The sequence below is a fragment of the Psychroflexus sp. MES1-P1E genome (assembly GCF_002836055.1).
In the GTDB taxonomy this organism is placed as follows: domain Bacteria; phylum Bacteroidota; class Bacteroidia; order Flavobacteriales; family Flavobacteriaceae; genus Psychroflexus.
This window is the reverse complement of record NZ_PJBS01000111.1, coordinates 1-8,413: the sequence shown is the minus strand read 5'-3', so window position 1 is coordinate 8,413 and position 8,413 is coordinate 1. Positions and strand designations below refer to the sequence as shown.

At 34.2% G+C, this 8,413-nt stretch carries 7 protein-coding genes; 5 read left to right on the top strand and 2 right to left on the bottom strand.

The window, feature by feature from the left end:
• The 5 genes from CXF67_RS02990 to gap all read left to right on the top strand — a co-directional run.
• Positions 1-1,982: T9SS type B sorting domain-containing protein (locus CXF67_RS02990; protein ID WP_180957879.1), on the top strand; the 1,982-nt coding region annotated here is incomplete at its 5' end.
• Positions 1,979-2,911: a PorP/SprF family type IX secretion system membrane protein gene (locus CXF67_RS02985; RefSeq protein ID WP_102087398.1), complete on the top strand. Its 933-nt coding sequence runs from the start codon at positions 1,979-1,981 to the stop codon at positions 2,909-2,911. The genes CXF67_RS02990 and CXF67_RS02985, both read left to right, overlap by 4 nt.
• Before the next feature lie 126 nt (positions 2,912-3,037).
• The gene (trhA, locus tag CXF67_RS02980; RefSeq protein ID WP_102087397.1) at positions 3,038-3,667 is read left to right on the top strand and encodes a PAQR family membrane homeostasis protein TrhA; all 630 of its coding nucleotides are present in this window, start codon (positions 3,038-3,040) and stop codon (positions 3,665-3,667) included.
• Positions 3,668-3,871: 204 nt separating this feature from the next.
• Positions 3,872-4,771, top strand: a complete 900-nt coding sequence (gene lipA / locus CXF67_RS02975; protein WP_102087396.1) for a lipoyl synthase — start codon at positions 3,872-3,874, stop codon at positions 4,769-4,771.
• A gap of 2 nt (positions 4,772-4,773) precedes the next feature.
• Entirely contained in the window at positions 4,774-5,775 is a 1,002-nt protein-coding gene (gene gap / locus CXF67_RS02970; RefSeq protein WP_102087395.1) for a type I glyceraldehyde-3-phosphate dehydrogenase, read from the top strand.
• Here the strand turns inward: gap and cmk are convergent.
• Together cmk and CXF67_RS02960 are read right to left on the bottom strand one after the other, a co-directional pair.
• Positions 5,756-6,463: a (d)CMP kinase gene (gene cmk, locus CXF67_RS02965; RefSeq protein ID WP_102087394.1), complete on the bottom strand. Its 708-nt coding sequence runs from the start codon at positions 6,461-6,463 to the stop codon at positions 5,756-5,758. The two genes, gap and cmk, sit on opposite strands and share 20 nt — an antisense overlap.
• Before the next feature lies 1 nt (position 6,464).
• A partial coding sequence (locus CXF67_RS02960; RefSeq protein ID WP_102087393.1) for an HD family phosphohydrolase occupies positions 6,465-8,413 on the bottom strand: 1,949 nt, incomplete at its 5' end.

Here is an 8,413-nt window from a genome sequence, read left to right as displayed (position 1 = left end):
CAAAAACATTTTTAAGATGCAACAATCGTTTAAACAATAATGGTAATTTCGAATTTTTTAATCCTAATATATTTGTTAATCAATATATCATAGACCAAGGCGATTCAATAGCATGCACTCAAGTTGAAGATCATAACTATACATCAGAAATACATACACTAATAAATTCTATTCCTTTTCCTGATATCACTTCAAATGCTAGTGAATTTAAAATATTTGTAAGAGAATTCACCAGTAGAATATTGACATCTGCTACTAGTGTTAATTTAGCTTACACTTTCAACTGGCTTAAAGATGAAATAGTTATCTCTACAACTCAAAATCAAAAAAAAATCGATACTAGGTATTCCATCATCGTTGCGACCGATAAAAATACAAATAGTAATGGTTTTAATATGAATGAGCAGAAGCCTATTGAAATTCGTGTTATTGAAAAAACAGCTGTCGTTTGTAATAGTAAAATTGATATTCTTGGTGCTTTCAGTCCTCAAAATTTAATAGATGAGTTTAATGGCTTTATAAATATTGATGTCTTAGGTGGAAATCTTCTCGAGACAGATTCAAATGGTCTTAAATATCAGTACGAATGGAAAAATGAGGTTGGTGATGTGATTTCTACTGAAAAAAACTTGACTGAGGTCGGTCCAGGTCTATATATAATAACTGTTTACGATAATTCTGTTTCGATTGCTTCGAAAGATGTGGAGTTAGTCATGCCCGATCCTATAGACATTACAGTAAATAGTAAAGATGAAACTTGTGTTTTAAATGAAGATGGCACTATAAAACTTAACATAACTGGTGGAACAGCACCCTACAATATCGTTTGGGATACTGGAGATACAGGTGCAATATTGAACAATCTACAACCCGGAACTTATAAAGCTACCATTATAGATAAGTACAATTGTAATGAAGAAGTTAGTGTTAAAATTGAAGGTGCAAACGTTTTACAAATTGACCATAATACAGAAAGTATAAGCTGTTTTAATGCGGCTGATGGTTTTATAGATGTCAATGTAAATGGTGGTAGACAGTTTACGGATGGTTCTTATGAATACCAATGGAGCGGTCCCAAAGGCTTTGCAAGTACCCAAGCCAGCATCAGTAACTTGTCTATTGGTGGACTCTATACTCTTGTCGTTGCAGATGCAAGCAATTGCAGAGAAGTGCTTGACGTTTTTATCAATAAACCAGCTAAATTAGAAGTGGATTTCCAAACTACTCAAGTAAATTGTTTTGGTGTAGACGATGGAACCATCACTCTTTTCGTAAATGGAGGGACCCCTCCGTATACCTCTAATTTTGGTCTTGGAAATGATACCTTTCTTTTTGAAAATCTTGAACCTGGCATCTATGATATTGAGGTCATGGATGACAACGGGTGTATTGAATTACTTGAAATCGAAATAGAACCAGATTTCGTCAATCAAATTAATCCTCCTCAAGGAGAGCCTTTTCAAGAGTTTTGCATTGAAGATCAACCAATACTTAGTGATCTTAATGTAGAAGGATCAGGTATCAAGTGGTATCTATCACCCTCAAGCTATGAAGCGTTACCTAATGATCATTTAATTGCAGAAAGCACCATTTTATATGCTAGAAATTTTAGTGAATCTTTAAAATGCCTTAGTAGCCAAACTCTAAGAGTTGAAATTCGCATTATTGAGGGTATTCTAAATGTCAACAATTTCATAACAGTTAATGGAAATAACTTAAACGAAAAACTTAATGTCATCAACATGGAATTATTTCCTGAAAATGAAATGAAAATCTACAACCGCTATGGAAAATTAGTTTGGGAAACTACTAACTATGAAAATACAAATAACACTTTTAAAGGAATGTCGAATGTTGGAGGAAAAATTAGCCAATCTAATTTTTTACCAAAGGGAACCTACTTCTATATTTTAAATTATAAATCACCATGTAATAAAAACACTAAAAAAGGATTTATACAAGTGGAAAATAATAACGGATGATACTGAAATTTCTAAAAAATATAGGATATATCTTAGTAATTTTCACCGGGATTGGTGTTCAATTACAAGCTCAAACCGATGTAAAATTATCTAACTTTGTTTATGCACCATTGGTGTATAACCCCGCTTACGCAGGAAGTTCTAATGGTTATAGCGCAAATGCGTTTTATACTTCTCAATGGGTTGGTTTTGATGGTGCACCAGAAACTTTAATCATCACCGGACATGACAAAATCAAGTTCTTTAATCTTGGAGTTGGTTTTGACATAATGAGTGACAATATTGGTGCTACCAAAGAAAATAGAGTAGTTGGAAATGTAGCTTATCACATTAGGCTAAACAAAAACTGGTCTCTTTCTTCAGGTATAAAATTTGGAGTGAATAATTATGCCATTGATTACTCATTGTTTTCTATTGAAGATCAAGTGGAATTTAATGCAAATGGTAATTTATCTAAATTAAGTCCAATCTTTGGAACAGGATTTTTTCTTCACACAGAAAACTTTTTTGCGGGTGTTTCGGTTCCGAATTTTTTAATCACAAATTTTATAGAAGACTTCAGCCAAACAATATCAAGTACTACTCCTAATTATTTTATAACTACGGGCTATAAATTTGAGTTAAAAAGCGAGGTGTATATTCAACCTACAGTAATGGTCAGAGTCACTAAAGGAGCACCATACAGTGCTTTGGTTTCATTTAACTTGAACTGGAAAGATAAGTTTTATGCTAGCACAAATTATGAACATAATGTTACAGCTGGTGCATTTGTTGGTTTTAGGATTACAGATCAAATCATGGCAGGGTATGCCTATGACACATCTATTAACAACTTTGCTCAATATAACGGGGGCATACATTCTTTTATGATCAGCTATAGAGCTAAAGAAAGATTTAGAAGAGATTCTTGCGGCTGCTTCACCTATTAAAAGATCAAAAAAGCTTCATCTATTTAACTTTTAACACAAATCTCAATTGGTCATAATCTATTTAGATTTGTGGTTTTAGATTGAGTGTTTAGATTACTTTTACGAGATCTAAGTTCACTTTATTTAATGGAGTATCAACTCACTCAAAAAGAAGAATTCTGGAACACCTTAACCCACGCTTTTGGACTTATTTTAGCCCTCTCTGGCGTCTGGTGGCTATGGTATAACATTGACTCTCATAACGATAAACTTTTACTTGGTCTTTCGCTCTATTCTGTTTCGCTTGTATTGCTATACACAGCCTCTACCTTATATCATTATACAACAAGAATCCGTTTAAAGCATAAACTGAGAGTTTTAGATCATATCAGTATTTATTTTCTCATTGCAGGAACCTATAGCCCCATTGTATTAACGGTATTAGAAGATAGCTATGGGGCTTTATTATTTTATCTCGTTTGGAGTATCGGAGCCTTGGGAGTGATTCTTAAGCTTTTTTTTACTGGTAGATTTGAAAAAATTTCTCTTCTACTCTACTTGGTAATGGGTTGGCTCATCGCTTTAGATGGCTTTGCCCTTTTTGAGAAATTTTCAAGTTTAGAACTTACAATGCTTATCGCTGGAGGCCTATTTTATTCTGTAGGCATCTATTTTTATGTCAAGCAATCTATGCCTTACAACCATGTGATTTGGCATATTTTTGTTCTTTTAGGAAGCTTCTTTCACTACCTGATGATTTACTCCTCCATCGTTTAATTAGATTTAAGCTTAACAGTTCCCACACTTAAACCATCTGCATAAGATTAGGGATAAATAATAATCAATGAATTTCACCTTGCCTTTAGACATAAATAAACCCAGGTTAAAATTGTCTTAGAGTTTCTATAATTGAAGCATTGTGAGCCACAAACAAATGCTTAGCTACTCTTTATTTATTACATTTGTATAAAATTGCTAACTATGGATACTGCAGTATTAGAAAAAGAGAAATTAGCTACAGAAAATAAAACCAAAACAAGAAGCGGCAAACCTAAATGGTTGCGTGTAAAATTACCAACTGGTGAGAAATACCGAAACCTTAGAAAGCTTGTAGATAAATACGATTTGCACACGATTTGTACCTCTGGGAGTTGCCCAAATATGGGTGAATGTTGGGGAGAAGGGACGGCGACGTTTATGATTTTGGGTAATGTCTGTACTCGCTCTTGTGGTTTTTGTGGTGTAAAAACAGGAAGACCTGAAGATATTGAGTGGGATGAACCAGAAAAAGTGGCACGTTCTATAAAAATTATGAGCGTAAAACATGCTGTAGTCACTTCTGTAGATAGAGATGACTTAAAAGATATGGGTTCCATTATCTGGGCTGAAACCGTTAATGCCATCAGAAGAATGAATCCAACTACAACTCTGGAGACCTTAATTCCTGATTTTCAAGGAAATAAAAGAAATATAGACAGAATTATAGAGGTAGCCCCTGAGGTTGTTTCTCACAATATGGAAACGGTGAGACGTCTAACAAGAGAAGTGAGAATACAAGCTAAATATGATACAAGCCTTGAGGTCTTAAGATACTTAAAAGCACAAGGCATTAAAAGAACTAAGTCTGGTATCATGCTAGGTCTTGGTGAGAAAGAAGAAGAAGTCATCCAAACCATGAAGGACCTAAGAAGTGTAGACGTTGACGTTGTCACAATCGGTCAATATTTACAACCGAGTAAGCAACATTTACCAGTACAGGAATTTATTGTACCTGAGCAATTTGAAACTTATAAGCGAATTGGTAAAGAACTAGGATTCAGACATGTTGAAAGTTCTGCGCTGGTAAGATCTTCTTATAAAGCTCATAAACATTTAGAATAAGAATGCAAAACCATATTAGAGTAGGAATTAATGGCTTTGGTCGTATCGGTCGAAGCCTTTTTCGTTTACTATACCAACATCCTAATATTGAAGTAACAGCTATCAACGATTTATCAGATGCTAGAACGCTTTCTCATCTCCTTAAATACGATAGCGTTCACGGTCAATTTCCTTTTGAAGTGTCTTACAATAAAGAAGGCATTCTAATACAAGGTGAATTATTCCCTTTAACGAGTAGTTCTAAACTCGAAGACTTAAAATGGTCAGACTTTGGAGTGGATACATTAGTAGAGTGTACGGGTCAATTCAAAACTGAAGAAAAGCTAAAATACCATCTTTACGCGGGAGCTAAAAAAGTGATTTTAAGTGTTCCACCAAGTGATGACTCAGTAAAAATGATAGTGCTAGGCGTAAATGACAATGTTCTAGAAGAGGATGATATCATGATTTCTAATGCATCTTGCACAACCAATAATGCTGCTCCAATGCTAAAAGTAATCCATGATGCTTTTCAAGTAGAGCAAGCTTATATTACCACTGTACATTCTTATACATCGGACCAGAGCTTACAGGATAAACCCCACCGAGACTTGCGACGAGCTAGAGCTGCGACACAATCTATTATTCCTACAACCACAGGAGCAGCTAAAGCATTGACCAAAATTTTTCCAGATTTAAATAATGTTATTGGGGGTTGTGGTATACGAGTTCCTGTTCCAAACGGTTCGCTAACCGATATGACTCTGAATGTAAAAACATCTACAAGCATAAAAGAAGTCAATGAATTATTTAAAAAGGCTTCAGAAAATGAACTCAAAGGAATTTTGCAGTATACAGAGGTTCCTCTAGTGAGTATCGATATTGTTGGCAATTCTTATTCCTGTGTTTTTGATGCCGAAATGACCTCAGTGATCGGTGGAAACCTTATTAAACTGATTGGTTGGTATGATAATGAACAAGGATATAGTAGTCGCCTAGTAGATCTTATTTTGAAGATGGGTTAATTTGGATTATTTTTTGCTTAGCCAAGATGATAATTTTATCAAATTGCTCCTGCTGTGATAAATTACTATTATCAATTTTGACAGCATCTTCAGATTGTATTAAAGGTGAGTTTTTACGGTTAGAATCGATCTCATCCCTATGTTCCACGTTTTCTAACACCTCCTCAAACGAGATGTCTTCTCCTTTATCTTTTAATTCTGAATAACGGCGTTTAGCTCTTATTCCTGCGCTTGCCGTCATAAATATTTTTAGTTCCGCCTCAGGAAATACAACACTCCCAATATCTCGGCCATCCATCACGATACCCTTTTGGTCTCCCAGTTCTTTTTGAATTTGAACTAGCTTTTTTCTGACCTCATCAATTTTTGCTATACTACTTACGTGTTCAGAAACTTTCATCGCCCTTATTTCTCGCTCTACATTTTCTCCATTTAAAATCACATCATTAGTCCCTTCTTCTGGATTATATTCAAAATTGATATCAATTGAAGACAAACTATTTATAATATGAGCTATATCCGCAGACCCCTCTTCAATCCAGTTTTGCCTCATACTATAAAGTGTAACCGCTCTGTACATGGCACCTGTGTCCACATATTTATATTCTAAAGCTTTAGCTAATTGTTTGGCAACTGTACTTTTTCCAGTTGAAGAATGGCCGTCTATGGCAATAACGATTGGTTTCATATTAATCTGGGTATTCAATTCTTAAATGGTAGATGTTATTCAATTTTGCCTTTAAAATCTTCTTAATAGATTGAATTTCTTTAAAGGTGATATTGGCGTTGATAAACTGATCCTCTTCAATCTGTTTGTTGATAATTTTTTCAACAAAATCATCAATCAATTGTGTGTTGGGCTCTTTTAAGGATTTACTAGCAGCTTCAACTGCATCACACATCATTAAAATAGCAGTTTCCTTGCTAAATGGAATTGGACCAGGATATCTAAAGTCATCTATAGCAACCTCTCCATCTTCTTCCTCTTTTTGTTTAGCGTAAAAATAATAAACAGTGGAGGTCCCGTGATGAGTTCTTATAAAATCAATAATTCGATCTGGGAGATTTCTACGCTTGGCGATTTCTATACCTTCCAATCTATGACCAATAATAACTTCTGCACTTTCGGTAGGTGATAATTCGTCATGAGGCGAAACAGAAGTGGTTTGGTTTTCTACAAAATAAATTGGATTTTTCATTTTACCTATATCGTGATATAAGGCTCCAACTCTTATTAAAAGTGAATTAGCACCAATTTCATTGGCTGCTGCTTCAGCCAGATTGGCTACGTTTAAGGAGTGGTGGAAAGTCCCCGGAGCAACATTGGATAGTTCCTTCAATAATTTTGAATTTGTATCTGATAGTTCTAAAAGAGATAGGTCTGATACCAAACCAAATATCTTTTCATAAGCGTAAATAAGGGGTTGAACGAATAATAAGCCAACTCCGCTCAATAAGAAATAAATAAAGTTGTTGTAATTAATCTCTGCAATACTTCCTTCTTTGATCATATTGAAAGCGAAATATGCAAAAATATATACTAAAGTGATCTGAACTACAGATATAAATAAGTTTGCCCGTTTGTACAATTCTGAAACTGTCAAAATGGTTACAATTCCTGCAATAATTTGAAGAAACATATATTCAAAACTATTAGGAACTACAAGTCCTAGAATAAGTACTGTGATCACATGTGTGAAAAGCCCTAACCTCGCATCAAAAAAAGCTTTTAAAGTGAGGGGTAAAATACAGACTGGAACTACATAGATATAATCTGTATCCAATCTCATCACCAATAAGGTGAGGAATACTAAAAACAGAATGTTGAAAAATATAAAAGTAATCTTGTTGTTATTATCATAGATATCAGGTCTATACTGTCGTATAAAGAGCAACAACATCAACAAAGACAAAAGTACCAAAAAGGTATAGCCAGTGACAACCACCACAAAAGCTGAAGACTCTAGACTTTGAGACTCATATTCATTTTTAAGAGACCTCAACATTCTTAATTTCTCACCTTCAATAGTTTCTCCTTTTGCAATAATTTTACTGCCTTTACTCACCCTACCTCTAGTGTAAGAAATCTGGTCGAATTTGGATTGGATTTGATTTTGATTGAGTGCTTTGTCATACTCTACATTGACTTTGAAAACTTCAAAGAAAACTTCCAATAAATCATTTCTACTCGATAAGAGATCTGATCCGTCGATTTTTGAATTCAAAAAGGATTTTAAATCTTCTTGTGTGAGTATATCTTTATATAAAACTTCGTTGACGACTTTGTCTTTAATTAAAAAAACAATAGTATAGTTGTTAACACTTTCATCTTTAATACGTATTCCATTTTCATAGACCTCATCTAGTGTTTCAGAAATAAATTCCGAAATGGATAGGTTGTTTTGAAATGAAGAATCCTGAGAGGTGTTTAATTGGTTTTGCCAGCTGATTCTCACCTCCTTTGCCGTATTAACATCATAGTTAAAATAAGGGATATGAGTTTTTAAGATTTTAGATTTTTCTGCAGAAATTTCTTCGCTAGACTTTAAAATCGCAAAGTCAAATGGCGCATATAAGTTTTCATATTGCCATGGTTTACTTTTTATGATTTCATATTTAAATTGACCACCAGTTGGAA